Origin of the sequence: Paraburkholderia piptadeniae (assembly GCF_900007165.1) — a bacterium.
In the GTDB taxonomy this organism is placed as follows: Bacteria; Pseudomonadota; Gammaproteobacteria; order Burkholderiales; family Burkholderiaceae; genus Paraburkholderia; species Paraburkholderia piptadeniae.
This window is the reverse complement of record NZ_CYGY02000070.1, coordinates 1-26,200: the sequence shown is the minus strand read 5'-3', so window position 1 is coordinate 26,200 and position 26,200 is coordinate 1. Positions and strand designations below refer to the sequence as shown.

Here is a 26,200-nt window from a genome sequence, read left to right as displayed (position 1 = left end):
ATTACTTCAACATATCGATGCGCTGAATGCGGCCTTATTCGTAGTCCGCCATCGGCACGCACGAGCAGAACAGATTGCGGTCGCCATACGCGTTGTCGGCGCGGCCGACGGGCGGCCAGTACTTCTTCGCGACCAGCGAAGGCAGCGGATAGGCCGCCGTCTCGCGTGCATAACCATGTGCCCATTCGTTCGCGACGACGACAGCTGCCGTGTGCGGCGCATGCTTCAGCGGATTGTCTTCGCGATCGCTGCGGCCTTCCTCGACAGCGCGGATTTCATTGCGAATCGCAATCATCGCCTCGATGAAGCGGTCCAGCTCTTCTTTCGATTCCGATTCGGTCGGCTCGACCATCAGCGTACCCGGCACCGGGAAGCTCATCGTCGGCGCGTGGAAGCCGTAGTCCATCAGACGCTTCGCGACGTCGTCGACGCTGATGCCGCTCGTTTCCTTGATGGGACGCAGATCGAGAATGCACTCGTGCGCGACCAGTCCGCCGGGGCCCGAGTACAGCACCGGGTAATGCGGCGCGAGCTTCTTCGCGACGTAGTTCGCGTTGAGGATCGCGGCTTCCGTCGCGGCCGTCAGGTTCTTCGCGCCCATCATCGCGATGTACATCCACGAGATCGGCAGGATCGACGCCGAGCCATACGGCGCAGCGGAGACAGCGCCGATGCCGTTCGCGTCGCGCTCGTAGCCCGTCGACGTCTGGTTCGGCAGGAACTTCGCCAGATGCGCGCCGACAGCAACAGGACCGACGCCCGGTCCGCCGCCGCCGTGCGGAATGCAGAACGTCTTGTGCAGGTTCAGGTGCGAGACGTCGCCGCCGAACTGGCCCGGCGCGGTGAGGCCGACCATCGCGTTCATGTTCGCGCCATCGACGTACACCTGGCCGCCGTGCGCATGCACGATCTCGCAGATTTCGCGGACGTTCTGCTCGAACACGCCATGCGTCGACGGATACGTGATCATGATCGCCGCGAGTTTGTCGGCGTGTTGCCCGGCCTTCTTCTTCAGGTCTTCGATATCGACGTTGCCCTGAGCATCGCACGCGACGACGACGACCTGCATGCCCGCCATATGCGCGGACGCCGGGTTCGTGCCGTGCGCCGAAGCGGGAATCAGACAGACGTTGCGATGACCTTCGCCGCGCGACTCGTGATACGCGTGGATGATGAGCAGGCCCGCGTACTCACCTTGCGAGCCCGCATTCGGTTGCAGCGACACGGCCGCGTAGCCGGTGGCCGCGACCAGCATCTGTTCGAGCTGATCGATCATTTCGCGGTAGCCGACCGTTTGCTGTGCGGGCGCGAACGGATGGATCTGACCGAACTCGGGCCACGTGACGGGCAGCATTTCCGACGTGGCGTTGAGCTTCATCGTGCACGAGCCGAGCGGAATCATCGAGCGGTCGAGCGCGAGGTCCTTGTCCGCGAGGCTGCGCAGATAGCGCAGCATTTCCGTTTCCGAATGATGACGGTTGAACACGTGATGCGTGAGATACGCGCTTTCGCGTTCGAGCGTCGCGGGGAACGTATTCGATTGGCCGAGTTTCGCATCGAGTTCATCGATTTGCGGCACGTCGCTGACGAACGCGGCTTGCGCGAATGCAGCGAGCAGATCGGCGAGATCGGCGCGCGTCGTGGTTTCGTCGATCGAAATGCCGACACGCGTATCGCTCACGTGGCGCAGATTGATGCGCTTGGCCGTCGCCGCGTCGTGCAGCGCCTGCGTGCGCGCGCCCGTTTCGAACGTGAGCGTGTCGAAGAATGTTTCGTTGACGAGCGTGTAGCCGAGTTGCTTCGCGCCTTCGGCGAGCAGCGCGGCGATGCGGTTCACGCGCTGCGCGATCGTCTTCAGACCGCGCGGGCCGTGATAAACGGCGTACATGCTCGCCATGATCGCGAGCAGCGCCTGCGCGGTACACACGTTCGACGTCGCCTTTTCGCGGCGGATGTGCTGTTCGCGCGTTTGCAGCGCGAGACGCAGCGCGGGGTTACCCTGCGCGTCGACGGTGACGCCGACCAGACGGCCCGGCATCTGACGCTTGAACTCGTCGCGCACGGCGAGGTACGCAGCATGCGGACCGCCGAAGCCGACGGGCACGCCGAAGCGCTGCGAGTTGCCCACTGCAACGTCCGCGCCCCACTCGCCCGGCGGCGTGAGCATCGTCAACGCGAGCAGATCGGCGGCGGCGACCACGTGGCCGCCCGCTGCGTGGATCGCGTCGGCGAGCGTGCGGTAGTCGCGCACGTCGCCGTCGACGCCCGGGTATTGCAGCAGCACGCCGAACGCATTGGCGTTAGCGGCATCGGCGGCCGGGCCGACCTTCACTTCGATGCCGACCGGCTTCGCGCGCGTCTTCAAGACTTCGATGGTTTGCGGCAGCACGTCGTCTGCCACATAGAAAATGTTCGACTTCGGCTTGCCGACGCGTTGCAGCAGCGTCATCGCTTCGGCGGCGGCCGTCGCTTCGTCGAGCAGCGAAGCGTTCGAGATCGTGAGACCCGTCAGGTCGATGATCATCTGCTGGAAGTTCAGCAGCGCTTCGAGACGGCCCTGCGAGATTTCCGGCTGATACGGCGTATAGGCCGTGTACCACGCCGGATTTTCGAGCACGTTGCGCAGGATGACGGCGGGCGTGTGTGCGTTGTAATAGCCCTGGCCGATGTACGAGCGGAACACCTGGTTCTTGTCCGCGAGTTCGCGCAGCGCGGCGAGCGCTTCGGCTTCGCTCTTCGGCTGGGCGAAGGGGCCGAGCGGCAGTGCGTCCTGGCGGCGGATCGTCTTCGGAATCACCGCGTCCATCAACGCGGCGCGCGATGCAAAGCCGAGGGCTTCGAGCATCGACTGCTGATCGGCCGCATCCGGGCCGATATGCCGTTCAGCGAAGGCATCGTGCACTTCGAGCGCGGCGAGCGAGAGGGGAGTGCGGTTCATCAGATGATCCGGGTGTTCGAGCTTCATTGATTGTTCCTGCCGGCGCGGCGTTCGCCAGTCGTGAACGCCGCGCCTGTCGTGGGTAGATGACTTATTCGCCGATCGATTTGCCGTATGCCGCGGCGTCCATCAGGTTATCCTGCGATGCGCCCGCAGCCGGCTTGATCTTGAACAGCCAGTTGTCGTACGGCGCGCCGTTCACGGCGTCGGGCGTATCGGCGACGTTCGGGTTCGCTTCGATGATCTCGCCCGAGACGGGCGCGTAGATATCGGAAGCCGCCTTCACCGATTCGATGACGGCGACCGTATCGCCTGCCGAGACGGTTTGGCCCAGTTGCTGCACTTCGAAGAAGACGATGTCGCCGAGCGCTTCCTGCGCGTGGTCGGTGATGCCGACCGTCAGCGTGCCGTCCGCTTCGGTGCGGACCCATTCGTGCGATTCGGTGTATTTCAGATCGGCCGGGATGCTCATCGGATGCTCCTAAAACGGTTTGATTCGGTTGACTTGATGGATGGGACGCACGCGACGCTTTAGTGTCTGTCTGGTGACTGTCTCGTGACGCTCATCGCGAGCTCGGTAACGATCAGCTCACGAGCACTTTGCCGTTGCGCACGAATGGCAGTTTAACCACGCTGGCGGGAAGTGCCTTGTCACGTATCTGCACGTGCACGACGTCGCCCGGCTGCACGCCTGTCGGCACGCGCGCGAAGGCGATCGATTCCTGCATGGTCGGCGAGAACGTGCCGCTCGTGATTTCGCCCTCGCCGTGCGGCGTGACGACCTTTTGATGCGCGCGCAGCACGCCCGCCGCCTTGCCGTTGTCCTTGTGCAGGATCAGGCCGACGAACGACGATTTCGAGCCGTCCGCTTCGAGCTTTACGCGGCCGATGAAATCGCGCGGCGCGGACAGATCGACGGTCCATGCGAGACCGGCGTCGAGCGGCGACACGTTGTCGTCCATGTCCTGGCCGTACAGGTTCATGCCTGCTTCGAGGCGCAGCGTATCGCGCGCGCCGAGGCCCGCGGGACGCACGCCTTGTGCCTGCAGCGCGTTCCACAGCGCTTCGACGTGAGTGGCGGGGACGATGATTTCGAAGCCGTCTTCGCCCGTGTAGCCGGTGCGCGCGACGGTCAGCTCGCCGAACGGCGTATCGGCGACGCGCGCCGCGTTGAACGGCTTGAGGCCTTCGCTGGCGGCGCGGGTGGCGGGCGCCGTAGCCCAGACTTTTTCGCGCGCGTTCGGGCCTTGCACGGCGACGATCGCGTAGTCGCGGCGCGGCTGAATCGTGAGGCCGAAGCCTTCCGAGTCGTTGAGCTTGTTGAACCACGCAACGTCTTTCTCGGCCGTGCCGGCATTCACGACGACGCGGAAATGGTCTTCGGAGAAGTAGTAGACGATCAGATCGTCAATCACGCCGCCTTGCGGATTCAACAGACAGGAGTAGAGCGCCTTGCCCGGCGTCTTCAGCTTGCCGACGTTGTTGGCCAGCGTGCGCTCGAAAAAAGCGCGTACGCGTTGACCGGTGAAATCGACGACGCACATGTGGGACACGTCGAACATGCCCGCATCGGTGCGCACGGCGCGATGCTCTTCGATCTGCGAGCCATAGTTTACCGGCATGTCCCAACCGCCGAAGTCGACCATGCGGGCATTCAGCGCGCGGTGCGTGGCGTGGAGCGGGGTGTGTTTGAGTTCGGTCATCGGGGCCTCGGGCGTCGCTAAACAGGAAAGGCCATGCGGCGAAACCCCTCGCGGCCTGATCCCACCTTGGGCCAACGAGCGATTACTGCATGCCCCCTCTGTCCTCGATACCTGAGAGATTGCGCCGCCGTCAGCGAGTGCTGGCCGGCGTGGCGCGCGCCCCTTCGGTGGGCAGCTTGCGCGTGCAGCATGTGTGCATCGGCGCTACTGCCGCTCTCCAGAGTGCGAAAAACGCGCGCTCATTCGAATGAGGTCGTTATGACCGGATGACGAGCGGATTTTTCGACGCGTTCGGTCCTTTTGCCTGAGAGTTTGCGGGTGTGCCCCTTCGGCGGCGCTGGCTGCTGTGTACTCAAGACGACAGCAGGCGGCGCGCTCTCCCGACGCGTGCGGCGAATGTACGCGAGGGTGGAAGGCTTGTCAAATAAAGGTTTCGACTCTATGTACGGCGCGCGTCGCGGGATCGCGGCGGCGCGTCGAGCGTCAAAAATCGATTGGAGAAACCGCGTTCCCCGTAGTCGATTTGCCTGAAAAACGCGCTAAAAAACGCGGCCGCTCGTAGGACGCCGCGCTTTCGCTTCGCGGACTTAGCGGTTGATCGCCGCCTCCGCCGTATCGAGTTCCTGATTCAGCACGCGCTGTTCGTCGCCCGTGAGGCCGCCGCCGTGCTGCGCCGCCATGTCGTGCGCTTCCTGGCGGATCGTGTCGAGACGCCGGTGCAGCGCGCCACCCTCGGGTGGCGGATAGTGGCCCTCGTTGACGCGGGTGTCGATGTGGCGGCCCATGTTGTCAAGGCGGCCGTTCACCTGCTCGAAGCGGTGCACGGCCATTTCGTGCGGATTCGGCGCGGGATGCGGCTGGGCGGTCTGCTGGCGCGTGGTGACGCACGCGGTGAGCGCCGCAACCAGTGCGCAGCAGCCAAGCGCGCGAACGATACGTTGCATAGGTTCTCCTGTTGAAGGGTGTCGATGCGATGGGTGTCGATCCGATAACGCAAGCAACGGACGACGGACGACACGCGATGACGCGGCGCCGTCGTAGTTTCGTTACCGTCGGTTGCCGGCGAGGCCGGCGGCGGGACGGGTTGCGCGGTTCCGCACCAGGCGGAACCCTTGAAGGCGCAATAAAGGCCTGAGCGAAATCGGGACTAAGGCAAAACGCGGGCGGCGCGTTATCCGGCTCTCACGCCCCGCGCCGGAACGGCAACCGCACGCCTTCCGTGTCGCTGCGAGCCGCGAGTTCAATGATCGTCATCACGTCGACGGCATCCTGCGCGCTGACCGGGAACGGTGCGCCGTCGCGAATCGAAGCCGCCAGCGCGCGATAGAACTCGACATAGACGCCGTCGCGCGTCGGCAGATCGCGCTCCACCTCCTGCTCGCCTTCGAGCACGCGCAGCGTGCCCGCCTGGTTGCCGCTGCCGAAGCCGGCATCGCCGGGGCGCAGGCCTGCCTTCAGTTGATCCTCCTGCGTGTCGAGACCGTGCTTCACGTAGCTGCCGCGCGTGCCGTGGATCGTGAAGCGCGGCGCGACGATAGCCGTCAGCGCGCTCGCATGCAACACGACTTCGTGGTTTGCGTAGCCAAGCAGCAGATGCGCGTAATCCGGCGCGCTCGCGTTGTCGCGATACGCCTTCACCGACGCATAGACCGTTTCAGGCGCGCCGAAGAGTGTCAGCGCCTGATCGATCAGATGTGGCCCGAGGTCGAGCAGCAAACCGCCGCCGCGCGATGCCTCTTCGCGCCAGCGCTGCCGGATGCCCGGACGGAAGCGGTCGAAGTGCGATTCGAAATGCGTGATGCGGCCCAGCTCTCCGCTTGCGATCAGCTCGCGCACGGTCAGGAAATCGCCGTCCCAGCGGCGGTTGTGGAACGGGGCGAACAGCAGGCCCTTGCTCTGCGCGAGATCGGCGAGCGTGCGCGCATCGGCGGCCGTGAGCGTGACGGGCTTGTCGACGACGACGTGCTTGCCCGCTTCCAGCGCGCGGCGCGCGAGGTCGAAGTGCGTGTCGTTCGGCGTCGCGATCACGACGCATTCGATGTCCGCCAGCGCGAGCAGCGCGTCGATGTCCGCGACGATGCGCGCGTTCGGATAGTCGGCGCGCGCCTTGTCGGGCTGCCCCGTGGCGATTGCGGCGACGCTCGCGCGTCCGCAGTGTTCGATCACCGGCGCGTGAAAGGTGGCGCCGGCAAAGCCGTAGCCCATCAAGCCAATTTTCAGCGATGAAGACATGCGTGTTCCCTGCAAAAGCGGCGCGCCGCGGGGGCGGCGCACAACGGCGCAATTGTGGCACGGACGCGCTTCCGCTCGCGTCGCGCGGCTTCGGCGCGCGCCGCGTCGCTTGCTGTCCTGAGGGCATGTGCCGAGGCATTCGCAGGAGCATTCGTGTTAACATCGCGGTTCTCACGCGAACGGCAAAAAGCGCATGGAATCAAGTGCGTGGCGCAAGAGATAGATGCGAGACAGATGCGCGGCGGATCGTTGCAAGCGCGATGCATCCGTCTCTGCACCCGTCCAGCACGATGCGCCATTCGAGCCGTCTCGCTGCATGTTCCCGGGCCGCTCGTTCGTCAAGCAGCGCCCTCAATTCATTTCTAATCCACACACGATGTCCGCAGGCCTGAATGCCGCTCAAAGCGAAGCGGTGCGCTATCTCGACGGTCCGTGTCTCGTGCTCGCAGGCGCGGGCAGCGGCAAGACGCGCGTGATCACGCAGAAGATCGCGCACCTGATCGAAAACAAAGGCTTCGAGCCGCGCCATATCGCTGCCGTCACCTTTACGAACAAGGCCGCTGCTGAAATGCGCGAGCGCGTCGGCAAGCTGCTCGAAGGCAAGACGTTGACGGCGCCCGGCAAGGAAGGCCGCAAGGTGCCCGTCAACCAGCTGACGGTCTGCACGTTCCACTCGCTCGGCGTGCAGATCTTGCGCCAGGAGGCGGAGCACGTCGGCCTGAAGCCGCAGTTCTCGATCATGGATTCCGACGACTGCTTCGGCATGATCCAGGAACAGGTCGGCTCGACGGACAAGGGCTTCATCCGCAAGATCCAGACGATCATCTCGCTGTGGAAGAACGGCCTCATCATGCCGGAAGAGGCGATGGCGATTGCGTCGAACGAGGACGAGCATCAGGCCGCGATCGTCTATCGCAACCACGTCGCGACGCTGCACGCCTATCAGGCCGTCGATTTCGACGATCTGATCCGGCTGCCCGCCGAGCTCTTCAAGAAGAACGAGCAGGTGCGCGACCGTTGGCAGAACAAGCTGCGCTATCTGCTGATCGACGAGTATCAGGACACCAACGCGTGCCAGTACGAACTGGTGAAGCTGCTGGCGGGCCCGCGCGCCGCGTTCACGGCCGTCGGCGACGACGATCAGGCCATCTACGGCTGGCGCGGCGCGACGCTCGAAAACCTCGCGCAGCTCGGCAAGGACTTCCCGAAGCTGCACGTGATCAAGCTCGAGCAGAACTATCGCTCGACGGTTCGCATCCTGACGGCGGCGAACAACGTGATCGCGAACAATCCAAAGCTGTTCGAGAAGAAGCTGTGGTCCGAGCACGGCATGGGCGACACGATCACCGTTACGGGGTGCAACGACGAAGAGCACGAAGCCGAGTCCGTCGTGTTCCGACTGTCGGCGCACAAGTTCGAGCGCCGCGCGCAGTTTCGCGATTACGCGATCCTGTATCGAGGCAATTTTCAGGCGCGCATCTTCGAACAGGTGCTGCGCCGCGAGCGCATCCCGTATGTGCTGTCGGGCGGCCAGTCGTTCTTCGACAAGGCCGAGATCAAGGACATTTGCGCGTATCTGCGGCTGATCGCGAACGCCGACGACGATCCCGCGTTCATCCGCGCGATCACGACGCCGCGCCGGGGCGTCGGCAACACGACGCTCGAAGCGCTGGGCGCGTTCGCGGGCCAGGCGAAGGTGTCGCTGTTCGAAGCGGTGTACATGGGCGGCATCGAGGCGCGGCTGTCGGCGCGGCAGGTCGAGCCGCTGCGCGTGTTCTGCGATTTCATGCAGCGTCTGCGAGACCGCGCCGAGAAAGATGCGGCGACGTCCGTGCTCGACGACATGATGGAGGCGATCCACTACGAAGCGTATCTGTACGACGCATTCGACGAACGCCAGGCCCAGGCGAAATGGCAGAACGTGCTGGAGTTTCTCGAGTGGCTCAAGCGCAAGGGCACGAAGCCTGAACCCGAAGCGGGCGTGGAGCAGACCGGCTACGACACCGCCGACGGACTCACCGATACCGGCAAGAATCTGCTCGGTCTGATTCAGACGGTCGCGCTGATGTCGATGCTCGAAGGCAAGGACGAAGACCCGGATGCCGTGCGTCTGTCGACGGTGCATGCGTCGAAGGGGCTCGAATATCCGCACGTGTTTCTGGTGGGCGTCGAGGAAGGCATCATGCCGCATCGCGGCGGCACCGAGGACGATGGCCCGATCGACGATGCGCGCATCGAGGAAGAGCGCCGTCTGATGTATGTCGCGATCACGCGCGCGCAGCGCAGCCTGCATCTGAACTGGTGCAAGAAGCGCAAGCGGGCGCGCGAGACGGTGGTGTGCGAGCCGTCGCGCTTCATCCCCGAAATGGGCCTCGACGAAGCGCCGCCGCCGACGCCGGAAGAAGCGCCGATGACACCGAAAGACCGGCTTGCAAGTTTGAAGGCGTTGTTGCAGAAGGCGTGAAGCGCGTGCCGCATAAATAAGAAATCCCCGGACGAGGCGGGGATTTTTCGTTGGGGCTGAGATGCGCGCTGCTTATTTCGCCGCGCTGATCATGTAATCGACGGCGGCTTTCACATCCGCATCCGATGCGTTCGAGCCACCCTTCGGCGGCATCGTGCCCTTGCCGTGCAGCGCGTAGTTGTAGATCGTATCGATCGGGTCTTTCAGGCGCGGCGCCCAGGCTTCCTTGTCGCCGAATTTCGGCGCGTTCAGCACGCCCGCCGCGTGACAGGCCTGGCAGACCTGCTGATACAGCGCCTTGCCCGCCTGCGATGCGTCCGCGCTTTGCGTCGCGCCCGATGCCGGCGCGGCACTTTGCGGCACGTTCTTCATCGCGGCCATCGCGGCGGCGGCCTGTGCGCTGGCAGTGTCGGACGCGCCTGCTGCTGCGCCTGATGCCGCTTCGGAGCCCGAAGCGGCCGCAGCACCGGATGCGCCCGCGGGACCCGCAGCCGGCTGGCCCGGCACGGGCTTCGGCGGATCGGCGAATTTCGCGCCCGCGTTGTTCGCCATGTAAGCGACGGCGAGGCCGATTTCGTAGTCGCTGTAGTCATCCGGGCTCGTGCCGCCGCGCGGGGGCATCGCGCCCTTGCCGGTCAGCGCGGTGTGCCAGAGCGTGTCGAAGCCTTGGGCGATGCGCGGCGCCCAGTCGCCGGTGTTGGTGAATTTCGGCGCGCCCGCCGCGCCCGCCGCGTGACAGGCCGAGCAGACGGCCTTGTACACTTCCTCGCCCGTCTTGTAGACGCGCGGCGCGTTGGCGTCGCGAATGTCGACTTTGGCGATGGGGGCGACGCGCGAGTCGACGACGGCGTCGGACAGACCATCGGTGCCCGCGCCCGTGCGAGTCGAGTTGTCGACGTAGTAGGCGAGCAGAACGATGATGACGATGGGGACAGCAAAGCCGGCGATGACTGCGGCGATCAGCTGTCCGGGGGTCTTGATCGGGGCTCCGTGTGGTGCTTCGCTCATGCTTGTCTCGTCTCCCATGGGTATTGTGAGCGGTACAGCGCGACGGCAACGACTTTGTTCTTGATAAGCCACGGACGATTATAGACGGAAGGTTTCGGCGCCGGTGCGCGGGCCTCAAGCGTGTTCAGTAGGCGTTTACGCGGACATTTTTGGGTTCTGGCGCGGTTTTGTGATTGATTGGACATTGCCTTCGACGGCTTGGCGGGTTGCGCCAGCGGGCCCGCAGTGGACGGACCGCCTGAAAACGGGTATCCTCTCGGTCTCGCTCTGGCGCCGCATGTCGCATCAACCTCGTGATTTTGCAGCGCTTTTTCGCCGAGCGTTTCCGCCGAATGCGCCCGTAGCTCAATGGATAGAGTACTGCCCTCCGAAGGCAGGGGTTGCTGGTTCGATCCCAGCCGGGCGCGCCATCTGCGATATAGCCTTCCCGTGGTTTCGCAGCATGCATTTTCTCGCTCCGGTTCCCTCCGGAGATGCGCGGCCATCCGCTCACGGTGAATTCAGGCTTCTCTCCCCTCAGCGTGTTCCATTTCCGTCCGCCGAACCGACAGGGGTGGCTCACGGCCACAGCCACCGTTCCTGTCGTCACGAGAAACGGGCCTGATTCAGGTCGCGTTTGATCCCATCTGCTGCCCACGCCGACCACGATCGCGAATTCGGTGGCGGCGATATTGCGGAGAGCGGATTGCCCGTCACAGTGGCTTGGCGTGGGATCGGCGGCAGCCGATGACGGATTTTCGCCGAGTGCATGCGAGTGCGCGGTATCAGCGCATGCCACCCGTGCGCTAGGAATCTGACGCAGGCATGCGCTTCAACGCCGACCATCACTCGCCGTATTTTTCCAGATACTTTTTGTAGCCGGCATGCCACCGCGGGGTCGCGAATGCGCCCGCGCTTTCATGCACGACGCTGATCGGCCAGGTGCCCATTTTCATGTTGCGCAGTTCAGCCTGGCGGCAAAAATCCAGGTCGTAGAAATGGAAGTCGAAGCGCTCGTCGAAGCGCAGGTCGTGTGCAGCCAGTTTTTCGCTATCGGCAATCAGCAACAGGCCATCGAGCAATTTGCATTCGACGCCCGAAGGACCATAGCGGGAGACTTCGCACGGAAACATCTTGCCGTGCCCCACCGCTCCGCTCAGATATTGCGGCTCATCCCAATTGAAATGCGAGGGTTGCGATCCGTCCACATCGGGATTCGCCTTCACGAAAGCCCACGCCGCTTGCTGCGCGACGCGACGCCGGTTGCCCGCGACCCCCGCAATATCGAAGTGCTGCACGGCTTCGCGAATGCGTTCCAGCCAGTAGAAATCGTTGAGCCAGATATCGTCGTGGACGAATACGAGAATTGCCGGATCTTTCTTCGCCGCATCGATTGCGACGTTATAGATAAGCGGTAGTCCACGCGTATTGTTATCGAACAGCAGCAACTCGGGGGCCTGAGGAAAGCGATACAGACTGAGCGAAAGTCCGAGCGCGGTGTGCGTCAAAAACGTTTCTCGTGGCGATCGGGTCGCACAGACAAGCCTGATGGGTTTCACTGTTGTTGTTTCCGCCTGAGTCGGACTAGCGCATATCAATCCGGCGATGATGCGATACCTCGCCGGCCACGGCAAGGGGTGTGGATCGGCGAAGGACCGGGCGAAAAAACGAGGAGCGCGGGTGGGCGGGCGCAGGCCGTCTGTCAGGAGAAAAAGGTGCAATAGTCCGCGTTGATTAGCGGATTGAACACGACGGTGGCTGCCTATACTCCTGGCCACCCGTCTCCATCTTCTCTTTCTTCGCCATGAAACAGACTCCGGTTCATCACATTCACAACGACGAACTGCTGAAACTGATGCCGACCCACGTCCGCAGGGTTGTCGAGGTGGGATGCAGCTCGGGGGCGCTGGCGAGGGAATACCGGAAGCTCAACCCCGACGTGCATTACGTCGGTATCGAGGTGGTACCCGAATATGCGGAACTGGCCCGCGCGCATTGCGACGAGGTGACCGTGCTGGACATCGAGACGGTCGACGAGGCGCGTTTCAGGTCCGATCTGGCAGCGGATTGCTATGTATTTGCCGACGTGCTGGAGCATCTGCGCGATCCGTGGGATGTCCTGCGAAAGATCCACGCCGCGCTGACCGCGAACAACGGCGGCTACGTGGTGGCCTGCATTCCGAACATGCAGCACTGGAGCATTCAGGCCCGCCTGAGCTATGGCGATCTGCGCTACGCGGATATGGGACTCCTCGATCGCACGCATCTGCGCTGGTTCACGCTGCAAACGATGATCGAGATGTTCGCGCAGACCGGCTACCAGGTCGAGGACGGCGCGCGCCGCATCTTCCACGAGCCGCAGCGCGAAACGTTCCTGCCCGTCATCAAGGCGATGGCCGCCGCGGCGGGCGGCGATGGTGAGGCGGCTGTGCGCGATGCGCTGCCGTTGCAATACGTGATCAAGGCGGTGCCGGCGCAGGCGTGATGCGCGGTGAGCGCAGGTGCCGGAAGTCGGCCTCGCCGGGCAGCCAGTTGCGGCGCGTAGATGAGTGATCGAATGAAAGCGAACGTCTATCAGATTTTCTATTCCGGCGAGACGCGCGCGTCTCTCGATGCCGGGTTCATTCCGCTCGACAACACGGGCGGGCGCCCGGATTGGTACGAATACTGGCCCATCCGCCGGTTCCTGCTGAATAACCCGCTTAACCCGAACGAGGGGTATGGGTTCCTTTCGCCGAAGTTCGGCAAGAAGATCGGGCTGCATTCCGACACTGTGTTCCAGTTTCTGGCCGAAACGCCGGACGATGTCGATGTCGTTACGTTTCCGATGTTCTACGACGTGGCCGCGTTTTTTCTGAATGTGTTCGAGCACGCCTGCGTCGCGCACTCGGGTATTGCGCCGACGCTGGTGGCGGCGCTGAAGCAGATCATGCCGTCGGTCGACATCAACACGCTGGTGATGACGTCGAAGGAGACGGTGTTCTGCAATTACCTGATCGCCAAGCCGGCTTTCTGGGCCGAATGGATCGGGTTGTGCGACCAGCTGTTCGCCATTGCGGAATCCGGCGTGGGCGAACTGGCCGAGGGGCTGAATGCCTCCGTGAGCTACGAGCAGGACTCCGCGCCGGCAAAGGTCTTCCTGATCGAGCGGATGGCGTCGCTACTCTTGTGCACCCAACCGCAGTGGCGGGTCAGAAGCTATAACCCACTGACCATGCCGACCTCGGCGAGCCCGATTCGACTTCTCGGGGCCGAACTGCTGATGCTCGATGGCCTGAAGTTCGCGTCTCGTCAGACGGGCTTGCCTGAGTATCTTGCCGTGTTCCGTCAACGCCAGGGCGAGCTGTTCCAGCGGGCGATGGCCGACCCGCAGTGAGCGGGCGCTGGTCGCGGGCGTCGTCATAAGCCGGCGAATTGCGGTCATTTACCGGGTTTAATCCGCGGATCATCGTAGGCCGGCCGTTGCCAGAATCTAAGTATGGCGTGCTGTGTGCACGATTTGGCAGCAGGGTTTTTCAGTTCGGTCATTTTCCGGCGAAACCTGCTGTTTCCCGCATTGTTTTTCGACGGAAGCATCTATTCATGAGCGAATTCAAGTTTGCCGACCTGGGTGGCGAGACGACGGACGAGTTGCTGTCGCGCGCCGATGCACTGTGCCGTAGCGACCGGCTCGACGAAGCGGACGAACTATGCCGCGAGGTGCTCGCCATCGATCCGGCGCACGCCGGCGCGCTGCATCTGCGCGGCATGGTCGCGTATCGCAGGGGCGAGCACGCGCGGGCGGCGGACCTGATCATGGAGGCGATCAGCCGGGATGCCAGGCCGGACTACTACTTCGCGCTCGGCAACGTGATGGCGGCGCATCGCCGGGTGGCTGCCGCTGCCGAATGTTTCCGGCTGGTCACGCAGATGCAGCCGGAGCATGCCGACGCCTACAACAACCTCGGCATCGCGCAGCGCGGGCTGAAGCAGTATCACGATGCGGTGCAGTCGTTCTGCAAGGTGCTGGAGCTGCAGCCCGGCAATGGCCGCGCGTACAACAACCTCGCCAATGTGCTGCTTTCGCTGGACGAGCTGCCGGCGGCGCTGGAGGCATGGCAGATCGCGACGGAGCAGGCTCCGTCCGAGCTGGAGCCGCGCAGCAACCGGCTGACTGCGCTGAACTACGCCACGGGCACGACGCCCGAGCAGTATCTGGACGAGGCGCGCAAGTTTGCCCAAGTGGTGGAAGAGGCGGCCCAGCCGTTCCGAAGCTGGCTCGTCGGCATGGCGCCGCGCACCGAACGGCCGTTGCGGGTAGGGATCGTGTCGGGCGATCTGCGGCGTCATCCCGTTGGGTATTTTCTCGAGAGCGTGGTGAAAAGTCTCGATCCGGCCCGCGTTGAACTGGTCGCTTACCAGACATCCCGGGAGGAAGACGAATTGACCGTCCGCCTCAAGCCGTATTTCCATAGCTGGGAGTCGATCGCCGGCATTCGCGACTTTGCCGCTGCCCAGCAGATCCGCAACGACAAGATCGATGTACTAATCGATGCGTCCGGGCATACGACGTACAACCGTCTGGCGTTGTTTGGATGGAAGCCCGCGCCCGTTCAGGTCAGCTGGCCGGGTTATTTCGCGAGCACGGGACTCAAGGCGATCGACTACCTGCTCGGTGACCGTCACGTGCTGCCGCAGGGCGAAGAACATCACTTCGTCGAGAAGCCGTGGCGGATGCCGGACAGCTTCCTCTGCTTCACGCCGCCGGAGCGCGCGCCGGCTGTCGGCCCGCTGCCCGCGCTGAAAAACGGCTTCGTCACGTTCGGCTATTTCGGCCGGCTGACCAAAATGACCGATGTCGTCGTTGCGACGTGGGCGGCGATCCTGCGTCGCGTGCCGGGCTCCCGCCTGCTGCTGAAGGCCGCGCAGCTCGACTTCGACGATATCCGCGAGACGACGCTCAGGCGCTTCTCGATGCATGGGGTCGGCGCGGAGCAACTGCTGCTCGAAGGGTTCTCGGCGCGCGGCGACTATCTGGATGCGTACAACCGTGTCGATATCGCGCTGAGCCCGTTCCCGTACCCGTCCGGCACGACGGCGGCCGAGAGCCTGTGGATGGGCGTACCCGTGCTCGGCATGCACGGCGATCGTTTCGTCTCGCACATAGTCGAGAGCATCGTGCATGCGGCGGGGCTCGCCGACACGTGGATCGCGCGGTCCCGCGACGACTACATCGAGCGAGCCGTTGCGTTCGCCGCCGATGCTCAGGCATTGAGCGGCTTGCGCGCCGGGCTGCGTGCGCAGGTGCTCGCGTCGCCGCTGTGCGATGCGCCGCGCTTCGCGCGCCACCTGGAAGACGCGCTGCATGCTATGTGGGATGAAAACCTCGCGCAGCGGCTGCAGACGAAACAGGAGGCGTGAGCATGAGCGAGGCTGAACGCATTGCGGACATCCCGGCGTCGATCGAGCAGGCGCTCGGCCATCATCGCGCTGGCCGGTTCGATGCCGCGCGCTCACTGTACGAGGACGTGCTGCGGACGGATTCGCAGCAGCCGGATGCGCTGCATTTTCTCGGATTGCTCGCGTGCCAGCTGCACAAGACCGACGTCGGCGTGAAGCTGATCGAGCAGTCGCTCGCGGTACGGCCCGACGCGATCTACTACAACAATTTCGGCAACGTGCTGGCGGATCTCGGCCGGTTCGACGAGGCGATCGTCAGCTACAAGAATGCGCTGGGTCTGAGATTCAACTATCCGGAAGCGCACAACAATCTCGGCAATGCGCTGCGTCAGGCGAAGCAGCCGGATGCTTCGATGCGCGCCTGCGCGGAAGCCATTCGACTGCAACCCGGGTATGCGGAGGCGTACAACAACCTCGGCAACGCGCTGCATGACATGGGTGAACTGGACGAAGCGGTGGCCAGCTATTGCAAGGCGATCGAGCTGAATCCGGAATATGCGGTTGCGTACAACAACGTCGGCAACGTTTTGCGCGAGCAGGACCAACCGGAACTGGCGATCGACCTTTTCCGCAAGGCCGTGGCGTTGCAGCCTAACCTGTGGGCCGCGCATCACAGCCTCTGTTTGCTGCTGCGAGAGCGCGGCGAACTGGCCGATGCACTCGCGAGCCTTCGGCAGGCGCTGAGCCCCGAGGATGTCGAGGCGCGCAACACGCTCGCCTGCGTGCTGCGCGACACCGGCGATCTGGAGGGGGCGGAGAGCGAGTGCCGCGAAGTGCTCTTGATCAATCCGGACTTCGCGGACGCACACTGCACGTTGGCCGGGGTGCTGTGCGGTCTTGGACGATACGAGGATGCACTGAAGTCCTGTGAGCGGGCGATCGAACTCGACCCGGAGCATCAGCCGTCCTATCGTGGGCTGGGCCTGATCTATTACCACCTCGAGAGGCAGCCGGCCGCGATTCTCAGTCTTCGTCACGCGCTCGAACTGACACCCCGGGACGATCATGCGTGGCTGATGCTCGCGAATGCGCTGCGCGAGGACCGTCAGCTCGACGAAGCGCTGGAGGCGGTCAACAAGTCGCTGTCGATCGGCGAGAAAAGCGCTGCGAAGTATCTGTCGCTCGGCGACATCCTGCAGGCTCGCGGGGCGATCGAAGAAGGCCTCGAGATGCACGTGAAGGCGCTGGAACTCGGATGCGATCCGATCGAGACGTATGCGCGCCTGCTGTTTACGATGCCGGGCTCGCCGCGTTATTCCGCGCTCGACATGCGCGAGCACGCGGTGCGTTACGGCCAGCTGGCAGCCGCCGCGGCCAAACCGTTCGCGCACGAGCCTTCTTCGTACGACGGCAAGCGGCCGCTGCGGATCGGTTTCGTGTCCGGCGACTTGCGCGGCCATCCCGTCGGCATCTTCCTCGAAAGCATCATGGGGCATCTGGACCGCACGCGTATCGATCCGATCGCGTATGTGACGTTCAACAAGAAGAACGACGCGATCACGGAGCGCCTGAAGCCGCATTTCTCCGCGTGGCATTCGATCGAAAAGCTGTCGACACAGGAGGCGGCCGAGAAGATTCGCGACGACAACCTCGATATCCTCGTCGATCTGTCCGGCCATACGGCGTTCACCGCGCTGCCGGTTTTCGCCTGGCGTCCGGCGCCACTGCAGGCCAGCTGGCTGGGTTTTTTCGCGACGACCGGCTGCGAGTTCATCGATTACTTCGTCGGCGATCCGCATACGTTGCCGCCAAGCGAAGAACATCACTTCGTCGAAAAGGCGTGGCGGCTGCCGGACAGCTACCTGTGCTTCACCCCGCCCGACAATGCGCCGGATGTCGGGCCGCTGCCAATGGAACGGAACGGTTTTGTCACCTTCGGGTATTTCGGCAAGCTCATCAAAGTGACGGACGATGTCGCGGCGCTGTGGGCTCGCGTGCTGCATCGGGTGCCGGGCTCGAAGCTGTTCCTGAAGGCAATCGGCCTGGGGGCCGACTATCTGCAGATCAAGACGATCGAGCGTTTCGCGCGCCACGGCATCGACGCGAGCCGGCTGATTCTCGAAGGCGAGTCGTCGCGCGTCGAATATCTGGATGCATACAATCGCGTCGATATCTCGCTGAGCCCGTTCCCTTACCCGGGCGGCACGACGACGGCCGAGGGGCTATGGATGGGCGCGCCGGTGCTAGGCTTGAAGGGCGATCGCTTTCTCACGCATATCTGCGAAAGCCTGCTTCATGCGGCCGGGCTCGCCGAATGGGTGGCGGCGGACAAGGACGCGTATGTCGAGAAGGCGGTTGCGTTTGCGTCCGACCCGGGCCGGCTGGCAACCTTGCGTGCGGGGCTGCGCGAGCAGACGAGGCTATCGCCGATGTGCGATGCGCCGCGCTTTGCGAACAACCTCGTTGATGCGTTCCATCGGATGTGGGAACTGCATCTGAATGCTCAGTCCGCTGTCTGAGCCGTGACGCCGGATAGATACTGCGGCCAGCCGGTTTGACCGGCTGGCCGCAGTTTTTTGCAGCTTCATGCCCGCGCTGTTGTGCGGCCGCCCAATTACTTGTTGGTCGCGAGCGCGCCGGCGCTGCTCTTGCCACCGAACAACTGCGTCAGATAGTTCGTGTTGTTCTGCATCTGCGCCATCAGCGTGTTCAGCGCGCTGAACTGCGCGGTGTATTGCGCGGTCAGCTGGTTCGAATAATCGGTCAGCTGCGTCGCCTGGTCCTTCAGTTTGCTCAGGTCCTGGTTCAGCGCGTTTGTGCGCTGATCGATGATGCCGCTCGTCTGGATATACGACGACATGAACGTGTCCAGCTTCGCACCGATCCCGGTCGCGCTGTTGAAGATCGCGTTCACGGCAGTGGGCTTCGACGTCAGCGCGGTTTGCAGCGCGGTGCTGTCCACCGACAGCGTTCCGTCCGGCTGCAGGTTCAGGCCGATCGACGCCAGACTGTAGGTGGTGGTGCCGCTCTTGACACCCGCGCTGATCAGCGAGGCCAGACCGTTCGTGATGCCGTTCGTCATCGAGTCGCCGAGCAGCGGACCGGCAGTCGAAGTGCTCGAGTCGTACGACGAAAGCTTCCCCGCGGTCGTCACATAGTTGTTGTACGCTGTGACGAAGCTCTGGATTGCGTTGGCCGATGCCGACGTGTTGGCCGATACGGTGAGCGTTTGCGTGCTATTTGCCGATGCGCCCGAAATATCCAGCGTGACGCCGCTCAGTACGTTGGTCAGGGTGTTGCTGGCGCTGGTCGTCGCAATGCCGTTGATGCTGACGTTCGCGTTCACGCCGGTCGTGCTCGACTGGACGGACGCGAGTGCGGCATTGGCGCCGCCCGAATCGGTAATGGAAATCGCGGTGTTCGAGCCGGTCTGCGTCGAGGTGAGCGTGAGGTACTGATTGACGTTGCCCGCCGCGTCGGTGGAGGTGATGACGGCTGCGGACACACCGGCGTTGGCTTTGTTGATCGCGCTGGCCACATCGGTCAGCGACGCGCCGGCCTTGATCGTGACGCTGGTTGCGGCGCCCGAGCCAACCTGAATGCTGAGCGTGTCGGCGTTGAAGGTGGTTCCCGTTGCGATCGGATTCAGGCGCGCGGTGCTGGACGTCGCCACGTTCGTGACGGCGACCGAATAGGTGCCCGCGACGGCGCCGGTGCCGGTGGTCGCCGTCACGCCAGTGCCCGTCACGGCCGCTTGCATCTGCGCGAGCGCAGTGCTGTTCAGGAAACCCGCCAGCGCGGTGTCGAGAGCAGACAGTGCCGACTTGATCTGACCAACTGCCGACAGCTCGGTGTTGTCCGAGGTCTGCTTGTTGGTGATGATCGTGCTTTGACCGACCGTCTTCGCCGCCACGAGGGTTTGGACGAGCGAATTGACGTCCATCGTCGAGTTGGTCGCCCCGCTGATGATCGACTGCGCCGCTGCCGCCAATTGGGAAGACAGATCGGTTGTCGTCGTGGAAGTCGTGCTCGTGGTGGTGGTGGTCATGTTGGTAGCTCCGCTCGGCTGTGTCGGGCAGGACGGTATCGGCTGAAACACCGACAGGAAGGCGAGCCTTCCTGTCGATGTCGATGCGTTGAATCAGGCTGCGCGGTGCGATGCGGCACGCGCGCAGCTCACGCGATTACTGCAGGAGCTTCAGGATCTGCTGCGGCAGCGAGTTCGCTTGCGACAGCACCGAGATACCAGCTTGCTGCAGCACTTGCGCCTTGCTCAGGTTCGCCGTTTCCTGCGCGAAGTCAGCGTCGGTGATCTGCGAGCGTGCGGCGCTCATGTTGGTCGATACCGTTTGCGTGCTCGTCACCGTAGCCGCCAGCGTGTTCTGCTGTGCGCCGAGTGCTGCCTGATAGGTGTTGATCGCTCCGAGTGCCGCGTCGATCTGCGACAGTGCCGATTGCGCGCCGGCGCTCGTGCTGATGTTGACGCCGCTGACGCTCAGGCCCGAGCTGTCGAACACCGAAGCGCCGAAGTTGATGCCAACCGTCTGGCCCGAGAACGCGCCGACCTGGAAGTTGACCGTGCCTGCGCTCGACAGGATGTGCAGGCCGTTGAACGTCGTCTGACCGGCGATGCGGTTGATTTCCTGCAGACGCGTCGAGACTTCCGCCTGCAGGTCGCTCATTGCGCCCGAGTCGAGCGAGCCGTTGCCTGCTTCCACTGCCAGCTGGCGGATACGTTGCAGGTTGTCGATCGTCGAGCCCAGCGCGCCGTTGGCGGTCTGGACCATCGAGATCGCGTCGTTCGCGTTCGCAACGCCCTGGTTCAGCGCGTTGATCGATGCCGTTTGCGACGTAGCGATTGCGTTGCCTGCAGCATCGTCAGCTGCCGTGTTGATGCGCTTGCCCGACGACAGGCGGTTGATGGCTTGCGACAGCGCGCTTTGCGAACCCGACAGGTTCTGCTGCGCGGTCAGCGACATGATGTTGGTGTTGATGTTCAGCATTTTTTGCGTCCTCGTATGCTAAGCGCCAGGAGATGACTGGTTTTGGCTACCGGCGTCGCGCTGCTTTGTGCGAATGGCGCTGGCTGCCTGTCCTGGTTGACGGCGGTGCAGAAAAAAACTTTAGGGAGCCATCAACGCGTATGCATGAACAAGCGCTGGGAGAATGGCCGATCAAGCCCTGCCGGGAGCTGTCGCGGGCCGTGAAAAGTGCCGGGCTGAGAATGAGCGATCTGCCGCTGTGCCGCCTTCCTTGAGGGCCGCCAGGAAAGAGATGCAAGGCGAAGTTTGCCGGTCGGTGAGCCTGTGACCGGCCGTTTCGCGATGACTGTTGCGTGGCTTCGGTTGCTTTTGCAGAGCGGCTTGCGAACCGTGATTTCGGGTGTCGGACAATTGCCTCGGCTTCACACGCAGCAGGGGCGCCAAACATCGGTCCGCCGCCGATGTCGGAGAACGGTTTCGTCGCGTTGGCTATTTTCTTTTCGCAAGCGCCTGAGGCCGGAATGACCAGATTGCCGCGCTATGGTGCAGGCTGCGGCGACAGACGCCGGGCTCGATGCACTTCCGAGGGGCGGGCGGTACGCGCGTGCTATTCGCATTCGATGCGATTACGCAATGCGTCGCGCGCGATATTGATGTCGGCCGGCCAATTTTCGACGACGGCCGACGTTCTGTAGACGAGCGCATCCGCACCGCGTCTCAAGGCGATCGCTTCTCGCGAACATGCACCTATAGCATGCCGACGGCGTGATATTGGCGGACCGACTGAATGCGTTGCCGCGCCTTCGCGTTTTCCTGCGTCAGCGTGTCGAGGCCGACGCGGGCAGCTTCGCTGATTTGCTCATCCAGAGTCTGGATCTCGCGAATCATCACGAGCGCGTGCGGTGACTGTTCCCGCGTGAGCGACATCAGCAGGGGTGAGCGTTCTGAGACGAGCATCTCTGCGCGCAGCCAGTCGCGCTGGCGAACTGCGTCGTGAATTTCGTGTGTCAACTGCACGACACGGGTGAGCGCTTCGATCGTCATGTCGGTTCCGGTTGGAGGCTGGACTCCTTCAGCGTCGCGCTGTTGCGAGGTTTCGCGCCGCGTCGACTGCCTTCCCATGGTTGACGGCGCGGCGCTGGCAAACTTTAGGCGACGTCTTCGTAGGTCTGTGCTGCACGGCCGTGGGGCCTCAACTTTGAGATAATGGATCTGATTGCCAGCTCGATTTGCGGCGCGGACGAATGCGCAATGGACGATCGGACGGCTGAGGTCCACTGTGCGACGCTCGACCCGGTGGAACAGCCGTTAGACCTGTGGTCTGTCCCACTTTTTTCTTACAGGGCGATCAATCACGGACGTCACGGACGCTCCAGTCCGGGCGCGCCAAGTGCCTGACCAGGATCAAGAAACGCTGGCCGGCCGGAGCATTTCCTGATATGATCAGGAGTGAATTGAGATCTTTGCTCGTTTCGTCATGGGTTGCTGGTGGCGAAACGCTAGCTAGGCGCGGCGCTGCAACGTGCGCTGCCCGCGTTTCGCGGTGAACTCCCACCTCTCTTTTCCGGCCTCCGTGGCCGCTTTGCCTCTCGTTTCAGTTGTGCTTCGCCAGAGTCTGAAACGACCGGAGGGCCGGCGCGTGAGTGGGCTAACCGCCACGCCATTAACCGTATTAAGCGTATTTAGGAATTACATGACGACGATTCTTCTGAAAGAAAATGAGCCGTTCGAAGTGGCAATCCGCCGCTTCCGCCGCGCAATCGAAAAAAATGGCCTGATCGCAGAACTGCGTGAGCGCCAGGCATACGAAAAGCCGACGACGGCACGTAAGCGCAAGAAGGCAGCTGCAGTGAAGCGCCTGCACAAGCGCCTGCGCAGCCAGATGCTGCCGAAGAAGCTGCACTAAGCACGCTTCCGGCACGCGAAAGCACGCCAAACGGCGGTGCGAGCTTCGAAAGAAGCCGCACCGCCGTTTTTTTATGGTGTATCAGTGTTTGGGTTATCGGAAGAGAAGGCGCGTGGATCGGATGGTCTGCCGCGGCGCGCACCGATCACCTCGTGCTCGTGTGTTGCAACGACGCGACACGAAAGGGCGCTCTGGCCTTCGCGAGATCGGCGCCGGACACATCACTTCAAATTTTTCTTGCGTCCCTTCTTGCCGAGTGTCGCGCATCGCATATGGCAGGCGCAGTCGATCTGATGGTCGTTAACCATGCCTACCGCCTGCATGAACGCGTAGCAGATGGTTGTGCCGACAAATTTGCAGCCGTAGCGTTTGAGCGCCTTGCTGAGCGCATCCGACACGTCCGTCGACGCGGGCGCGTGCTTATAGCTGGTCCACGTATTCTGGATCGGCGTGTTGTCGACGAACGACCACACGAAGTCCGCGAATGAACCATGCTCCGCCTGGATCTGCTTGACGGCCTTGGCGTTCGTCACCACCGACTCGATCTTGCCGCGATGGCGCACGATGCTTTCATCCAGCACGAGCGCGTCGAGCTTTTGCTGCGAGAAGCGGGCGACCTTGTCGATCTCGAAGTTGGAAAAAGCACGCCGGTATCCGTCGCGCTTGTTCAATATCGTCGACCACGATAGCCCGGCCTGTGCGCCTTCGAGCACCAGCATCTCAAACAGATGCTGGTCATCCCGCGAAGGGACGCCCCACTCGGCGTCGTGATAGCGTGCGAGCGCTTCGCTCGTCGCCCAGTTGCATCGCTGCTCAGCCACGTTCAGGCTCCTGCATGGTTGGTTGATCGCCCGTCGATAGGGCCACGCCAGCATAGCGGAACGGAATGGGGCCGCAACCTGGCCATTCGGCTAATTGTCGCGAACGAGTAGACCTGCCACGCTATGCCGTAACACATCACTGAGCATATCGATGAATCAAAACCTCTATCTGATCGGCGTGGACGGTGGCGGTACCGGCACGCGCGTCGTGCTGGCGAACGCCGCAGGTCACGAACTCGCGCAAGGCACGGCCGGACCGTCGGGGCTCGGTTTGGGCGTCGAGCGCGCCTGGGAAGCCATCCTCGCCGCGAGCGCGCAGGCGTTCGAGCGCGCCGGCCTGGTTGCAGACTGGTCGCGTTGCGTGCTCGGCTGCGGCCTTGCGGGCGTCAACAACCGGGACTGGCTGGCCGCGTTTTTTGCGAAGGCGCCCGCGCTGGCCGGACTCGCGATCGAAAGCGATGCCTACACGACGCTGCTCGGCGCGCACGGCGGCGAGCCGGGCGTGATCGTCGCGCTGGGGACGGGTAGTGTGGCAGCCGTGCTCGATCGCGGCGGTGCGAGCCGGATGGTGAGCGGCTACGGCTATCCGTCTGCCGACGAAGCCAGTGGCGCGTGGCTCGGCTTGCGTGCGATCGTGCACGCGCAGCAGGCGCTCGACGGCCGCGTTCCCGCCGACGAATTCTCGAAAGCGCTGGTCGAGCATGTCGGCGCAACCGATCGCGACGGACTCGTCGTATGGTTGTGCGACGCGAATCAGACGGCCTATGCGAGTCTTGCGCCCGTAGTCGTCGCGTATCGCGAGCACCCGTTCGCGGCGCATCTGCTCCAGCTAGCGGGCGAGGAGATCGCCAAGATGATTGCCGCGCTGGACCCGTCGGGCGAGTTGCCTGTCGCGCTGTGCGGCGGGCTTGGCAAGCCGTTGAGCGAGTATGTGCCGGCGCCATTTCGCGAGCATCTGCGCGCGCCGATTTCGGACTCGGCGCACGGCGCGCTGCAACTCGCGCAGCGCGAGGCCACGCGAATCGGCGCGGGGTAAGCGCTTCACAGTCAGACAAGCGCCTCGATCGAGAGCCGTGAACGGAAGGGCGCGCGCCAGGAGGCGATAAAATAGATGCTTTCCGACGCCGCCTGCCCGCCTTCCCATGTACAAAGTCATCGCCAGTGATCTCGATGGAACGCTGCTGAACAGCAACCATCAGGTCGATCCTTTCACGATCAGCACAATGCGCGCGCTCGAGTCGCAGGGCGTGCCCATCGTGATCGCTACCGGGCGCCACTATTGCGACGTCGCTGGCATTCGTGATGTGCTGGGCATCCGGCCGTATCTGGTCACATCGAACGGCGCGCGCGTTCATGCGCCCGACGATGAAATGATCTTCGCCGACGATCTTCATCCGAACGTCGTCCAGCAACTGGTCAAGCCGGAGATCGCGGGGGAGCATGGGCGCGTGATCGTCAACCTGTTCGCCGACCGGCAATGGCTGATCGACCGCGATGCGCCGCACCTGCTGCGCTATCACCAGGACTCGGGCTTCACGTATAACGTGATCGACCTTCAGCAGCACGACGGCGCCGACATCGCGAAGGCGCTTTACATCGGCGACCCCAGCGATCTCGCCGTGGTGTCGGCGAATCTTCAGCGTACGTTCGGCGACGCGCTGTATGTCACTTACTCGCTGCCGGATTGTCTCGAAGTGATGACGGCGAATGTGTCGAAGGGGCGCGCATTGCAGTTCGTGCTCGATCGTTTGAATGTGCCGGCGGCGAAGTGTGTCGCGTTCGGCGACAACATGAACGACATCGACATGCTCGAAACGGCCGGCCATCCGTTCATGATGAACAACGCGAATCCCGATCTGATTGCGCGTCTGCCGAACGTGCCGCGCATCGGCAACAATTTCGAAGCGGGCGTCGCGCACCATCTGCGCAAGCTCTTCGCGCTCGATGACGAACTGACTGCGTAAGCTCGCAACGCATCCGATTCACACGGCGCGCTACCCATAACGGGACGCGCGCCATGCAAGGCTTCGAGGATCCGGCGTTTGAGTGCGCCCGGGCTGTCGCCGAGACACGACCCAAGGCAGGCTATCTCAACTGCATCGATCCCTCGATCACGGCCTCGTCGATGCCTTAGTCGTGATACCCCCAACCGCGGCCGTTCTCGTTCCAACGGTTGTCGTGATCCCAGCCGCGGCCGCGGTTCCAGTCGCGGTCGTGTCGATAGCCGTCGTAGCGATGGTCGCCCCAGTACCGGTTGCCGTAATAGACGGGTTGCGGAGCCGCGTACACTGGCGCTGGCGCGACGTAAGCCGGAGCAGGGGCGCCGAGCGACAGACCGACGCTCAGATTCGTGTGCGCCTGTGCGACACCGCATGCGCCAGCGGCGAGGCCAGCTGCGACGAGCATGTGAGTGACGATGCGCTTCATGTTGCTTCTCCTGTGAAAGCGGCGTGTTTGCCGTACAGGTTCAATCTACGCGTCGTCGGTGGGCGGGACTGCGACAGGTTGTTACGAAGTGAAAGCGTGCAATGCGCGCCGCGAACGCTTTTCCAACGTCGGACCCGCCGATGCCGACAGGCGAGCCGCAGCGCCATACGACGGCACAGTCCTCGCGGGCCAAAGCAGGCTTGCTCTTCCCTCAGCCGAATCGCTCATGCCGATGCAGTAAAAGCGATCGTAAACCTGCCTTACATCTGAACCATCTATTAATGCAGAGCGCCTCGCCCGCAAATAAAAACGGGGCGCCGCAGCGCCCCGCTTTCTATTAGACCGAAGTTCCAGTAGCAGA

Annotated in this window: 20 protein-coding genes, 1 tRNA gene and 2 riboswitches; of the genes, 9 read left to right on the top strand and 12 right to left on the bottom strand. The window is 63.3% G+C overall.

The window, feature by feature from the left end; genetic code table 11:
* Window positions 1-34 precede the first annotated feature (34 nt).
* From gcvP to BN2476_RS33695, 5 genes are all read right to left on the bottom strand, one after another.
* On the bottom strand, window positions 35-2,965 hold the full coding sequence (gene gcvP, locus BN2476_RS33715) for an aminomethyl-transferring glycine dehydrogenase (RefSeq protein WP_087738529.1): 2,931 nt from the start codon (window positions 2,963-2,965) through the stop codon (window positions 35-37).
* A gap of 64 nt (window positions 2,966-3,029) precedes the next feature.
* Window positions 3,030-3,410 carry a glycine cleavage system protein GcvH gene (gcvH, locus tag BN2476_RS33710; RefSeq protein ID WP_087738528.1) on the bottom strand — a complete coding sequence of 127 codons (381 nt, stop codon included), beginning with the start codon at window positions 3,408-3,410 and terminating at the stop codon, window positions 3,030-3,032.
* Between the two features lie 112 nt (window positions 3,411-3,522).
* Window positions 3,523-4,641, bottom strand: a complete 1,119-nt coding sequence (gcvT, locus tag BN2476_RS33705) for a glycine cleavage system aminomethyltransferase GcvT (RefSeq protein WP_087738527.1) — start codon at window positions 4,639-4,641, stop codon at window positions 3,523-3,525.
* Window positions 4,642-4,729: 88 nt separating this feature from the next.
* Window positions 4,730-4,872, bottom strand: a riboswitch (glycine riboswitch).
* Window positions 4,873-4,923: 51 nt separating this feature from the next.
* A riboswitch (glycine riboswitch) is annotated at window positions 4,924-5,033 on the bottom strand.
* A 195-nt stretch (window positions 5,034-5,228) separates the two neighbouring features.
* Window positions 5,229-5,585 carry a hypothetical protein gene (locus tag BN2476_RS33700; protein ID WP_087738526.1) on the bottom strand — a complete coding sequence of 119 codons (357 nt, stop codon included), beginning with the start codon at window positions 5,583-5,585 and terminating at the stop codon, window positions 5,229-5,231.
* Between the two features lie 238 nt (window positions 5,586-5,823).
* Window positions 5,824-6,873, bottom strand: a complete 1,050-nt coding sequence (locus BN2476_RS33695; protein ID WP_087738525.1) for an oxidoreductase — start codon at window positions 6,871-6,873, stop codon at window positions 5,824-5,826.
* Between the two features lie 376 nt (window positions 6,874-7,249).
* On the opposite strand from BN2476_RS33695, the gene BN2476_RS33690 reads away from it, so the two are divergent.
* Window positions 7,250-9,337 carry a UvrD-helicase domain-containing protein gene (locus tag BN2476_RS33690; protein WP_087738582.1) on the top strand — a complete coding sequence of 696 codons (2,088 nt, stop codon included), beginning with the start codon at window positions 7,250-7,252 and terminating at the stop codon, window positions 9,335-9,337.
* A 72-nt stretch (window positions 9,338-9,409) separates the two neighbouring features.
* On the opposite strand, the gene BN2476_RS33685 is transcribed toward BN2476_RS33690, so the two are convergent.
* A complete protein-coding gene (locus tag BN2476_RS33685) occupies window positions 9,410-10,345 on the bottom strand; it encodes a c-type cytochrome (protein ID WP_087738581.1) in 936 nt (311 codons plus the stop codon).
* 334 nt (window positions 10,346-10,679) lie between these two features.
* Between BN2476_RS33685 and BN2476_RS33680 the strand changes: the two genes are divergently transcribed.
* Window positions 10,680-10,755, top strand: a tRNA-Arg gene (locus BN2476_RS33680).
* 414 nt (window positions 10,756-11,169) lie between these two features.
* Here BN2476_RS33680 and BN2476_RS33675 read toward each other — a convergent pair.
* On the bottom strand, window positions 11,170-12,045 hold the full coding sequence (locus tag BN2476_RS33675) for a glycosyltransferase family protein (protein WP_235851081.1): 876 nt from the start codon (window positions 12,043-12,045) through the stop codon (window positions 11,170-11,172).
* Between the two features lie 83 nt (window positions 12,046-12,128).
* On the opposite strand from BN2476_RS33675, the gene BN2476_RS33670 reads away from it, so the two are divergent.
* The 4 genes from BN2476_RS33670 to BN2476_RS33655 all read left to right on the top strand — a co-directional run bounded on the left by BN2476_RS33670 (window position 12,129) and on the right by BN2476_RS33655 (window position 18,222).
* Window positions 12,129-12,809, top strand: a complete 681-nt coding sequence (locus BN2476_RS33670) for a class I SAM-dependent methyltransferase (RefSeq protein ID WP_087738523.1) — start codon at window positions 12,129-12,131, stop codon at window positions 12,807-12,809.
* A gap of 72 nt (window positions 12,810-12,881) precedes the next feature.
* Window positions 12,882-13,700 carry a hypothetical protein gene (locus BN2476_RS33665; RefSeq protein WP_087738522.1) on the top strand — a complete coding sequence of 273 codons (819 nt, stop codon included), beginning with the start codon at window positions 12,882-12,884 and terminating at the stop codon, window positions 13,698-13,700.
* 206 nt (window positions 13,701-13,906) lie between these two features.
* Complete coding sequence (locus tag BN2476_RS33660) at window positions 13,907-15,724, top strand: O-linked N-acetylglucosamine transferase, SPINDLY family protein (RefSeq protein WP_087738521.1); 1,818 nt, start codon at window positions 13,907-13,909, stop codon at window positions 15,722-15,724.
* A 2-nt stretch (window positions 15,725-15,726) separates the two neighbouring features.
* On the top strand, window positions 15,727-18,222 hold the full coding sequence (locus BN2476_RS33655; RefSeq protein ID WP_235851080.1) for a tetratricopeptide repeat protein: 2,496 nt from the start codon (window positions 15,727-15,729) through the stop codon (window positions 18,220-18,222).
* Window positions 18,223-18,317: 95 nt separating this feature from the next.
* On the opposite strand, the gene fliD is transcribed toward BN2476_RS33655, so the two are convergent.
* From fliD to BN2476_RS48715, 3 genes are all read right to left on the bottom strand, one after another.
* Entirely contained in the window at window positions 18,318-19,751 is a 1,434-nt protein-coding gene (gene fliD / locus BN2476_RS33650) for a flagellar filament capping protein FliD (protein ID WP_087738520.1), read from the bottom strand.
* Window positions 19,752-19,887: 136 nt separating this feature from the next.
* A complete protein-coding gene (locus BN2476_RS33645; protein WP_087738519.1) occupies window positions 19,888-20,706 on the bottom strand; it encodes a flagellin domain-containing protein in 819 nt (272 codons plus the stop codon).
* A gap of 726 nt (window positions 20,707-21,432) precedes the next feature.
* Window positions 21,433-21,963 (bottom strand): flagellar protein FliT, encoded by a 531-nt coding sequence (locus tag BN2476_RS48715; protein ID WP_235851079.1) that lies wholly within the window; start codon window positions 21,961-21,963, stop codon window positions 21,433-21,435.
* 415 nt (window positions 21,964-22,378) lie between these two features.
* Here BN2476_RS48715 and rpsU point away from each other — a divergent pair, with 415 nt between their 5' ends.
* Window positions 22,379-22,591, top strand: a complete 213-nt coding sequence (gene rpsU, locus BN2476_RS33635; protein ID WP_007581560.1) for a 30S ribosomal protein S21 — start codon at window positions 22,379-22,381, stop codon at window positions 22,589-22,591.
* Between the two features lie 221 nt (window positions 22,592-22,812).
* On the opposite strand, the gene BN2476_RS33630 is transcribed toward rpsU, so the two are convergent.
* Window positions 22,813-23,466, bottom strand: coding sequence for a DNA-3-methyladenine glycosylase I (locus BN2476_RS33630; protein ID WP_162849282.1), 654 nt, complete (start codon window positions 23,464-23,466; stop codon window positions 22,813-22,815).
* A gap of 97 nt (window positions 23,467-23,563) precedes the next feature.
* Here BN2476_RS33630 and BN2476_RS33625 point away from each other — a divergent pair, with 97 nt between their 5' ends.
* Together BN2476_RS33625 and BN2476_RS33620 are read left to right on the top strand one after the other, a co-directional pair.
* Window positions 23,564-24,448 carry a glucosamine kinase nucleotide-binding domain-containing protein gene (locus tag BN2476_RS33625; RefSeq protein WP_087738517.1) on the top strand — a complete coding sequence of 295 codons (885 nt, stop codon included), beginning with the start codon at window positions 23,564-23,566 and terminating at the stop codon, window positions 24,446-24,448.
* 106 nt (window positions 24,449-24,554) lie between these two features.
* Complete coding sequence (locus BN2476_RS33620; protein ID WP_087738516.1) at window positions 24,555-25,376, top strand: Cof-type HAD-IIB family hydrolase; 822 nt, start codon at window positions 24,555-24,557, stop codon at window positions 25,374-25,376.
* 166 nt (window positions 25,377-25,542) lie between these two features.
* On the opposite strand, the gene BN2476_RS33615 is transcribed toward BN2476_RS33620, so the two are convergent.
* The gene (locus BN2476_RS33615) at window positions 25,543-25,839 is read right to left on the bottom strand and encodes a hypothetical protein (protein WP_087738515.1); all 297 of its coding nucleotides are present in this window, start codon (window positions 25,837-25,839) and stop codon (window positions 25,543-25,545) included.
* Window positions 25,840-26,200: the final 361 nt, after the last annotated feature.

Coding starts and splice junctions, on each gene's coding strand:
- gcvP (WP_087738529.1), bottom strand. CDS start 2,965: ATGAAGCTCGAACACCCGGATCATCTGATGAACCGCACTCCCCTCTCG.
- gcvH (WP_087738528.1), bottom strand. CDS start 3,410: ATGAGCATCCCGGCCGATCTGAAATACACCGAATCGCACGAATGGGTC.
- gcvT (WP_087738527.1), bottom strand. CDS start 4,641: ATGACCGAACTCAAACACACCCCGCTCCACGCCACGCACCGCGCGCTG.
- BN2476_RS33700 (WP_087738526.1), bottom strand. CDS start 5,585: ATGCAACGTATCGTTCGCGCGCTTGGCTGCTGCGCACTGGTTGCGGCG.
- BN2476_RS33695 (WP_087738525.1), bottom strand. CDS start 6,873: ATGTCTTCATCGCTGAAAATTGGCTTGATGGGCTACGGCTTTGCCGGC.
- BN2476_RS33690 (WP_087738582.1), top strand. CDS start 7,250: ATGTCCGCAGGCCTGAATGCCGCTCAAAGCGAAGCGGTGCGCTATCTC.
- BN2476_RS33685 (WP_087738581.1), bottom strand. CDS start 10,345: ATGAGCGAAGCACCACACGGAGCCCCGATCAAGACCCCCGGACAGCTG.
- BN2476_RS33670 (WP_087738523.1), top strand. CDS start 12,129: ATGAAACAGACTCCGGTTCATCACATTCACAACGACGAACTGCTGAAA.
- BN2476_RS33665 (WP_087738522.1), top strand. CDS start 12,882: ATGAAAGCGAACGTCTATCAGATTTTCTATTCCGGCGAGACGCGCGCG.
- BN2476_RS33660 (WP_087738521.1), top strand. CDS start 13,907: ATGAGCGAATTCAAGTTTGCCGACCTGGGTGGCGAGACGACGGACGAG.
- BN2476_RS33655 (WP_235851080.1), top strand. CDS start 15,727: ATGAGCGAGGCTGAACGCATTGCGGACATCCCGGCGTCGATCGAGCAG.
- fliD (WP_087738520.1), bottom strand. CDS start 19,751: ATGACCACCACCACCACGAGCACGACTTCCACGACGACAACCGATCTG.
- BN2476_RS33645 (WP_087738519.1), bottom strand. CDS start 20,706: ATGCTGAACATCAACACCAACATCATGTCGCTGACCGCGCAGCAGAAC.
- rpsU (WP_007581560.1), top strand. CDS start 22,379: ATGACGACGATTCTTCTGAAAGAAAATGAGCCGTTCGAAGTGGCAATC.
- BN2476_RS33630 (WP_162849282.1), bottom strand. CDS start 23,466: ATGCTGGCGTGGCCCTATCGACGGGCGATCAACCAACCATGCAGGAGC.
- BN2476_RS33625 (WP_087738517.1), top strand. CDS start 23,564: ATGAATCAAAACCTCTATCTGATCGGCGTGGACGGTGGCGGTACCGGC.
- BN2476_RS33620 (WP_087738516.1), top strand. CDS start 24,555: ATGTACAAAGTCATCGCCAGTGATCTCGATGGAACGCTGCTGAACAGC.
- BN2476_RS33615 (WP_087738515.1), bottom strand. CDS start 25,839: ATGAAGCGCATCGTCACTCACATGCTCGTCGCAGCTGGCCTCGCCGCT.